Source organism: Neisseria sp. P0008.S004, assembly GCF_051962755.1.
Classification (GTDB): Bacteria; Pseudomonadota; Gammaproteobacteria; order Burkholderiales; family Neisseriaceae; genus Neisseria; species Neisseria subflava_A.
Genome location: NZ_JBQCUZ010000047.1, coordinates 1 through 273, shown reverse-complemented (window position 1 = coordinate 273; position 273 = coordinate 1). Strand labels below are relative to the sequence as shown.

1 rRNA gene is annotated in these 273 nt (G+C 60.1%); it reads left to right on the top strand.

Annotated elements, in window-relative coordinates:
• Positions 1–273: ribosomal RNA gene (locus ACTHSW_RS10890) — 16S ribosomal RNA — on the top strand; the annotation flags it as partial.

Below are 273 nucleotides of genomic sequence, written 5' to 3'. Positions count from 1 at the left end.
AATACGGAGGGTGCGAGCGTTAATCGGAATTACTGGGCGTAAAGCGTGCGTAGGCGGCGCGCCAAGCCAGGCGTGAAAGCCCCGGGCTCAACCTGGGAACTGCGCCTGGGACTGGTGTGCTTGAGTTGGGCAGAGGCAGGCGGAATTCCGGGTGTAGCGGTGAAATGCGTAGATATCCGGAGGAACACCAGTGGCGAAGGCGGCCTGCTGGGCCCGAACTGACGCTGAGGCACGAAAGCGTGGGTAGCAAACAGGATTAGATACCTTGTAGTC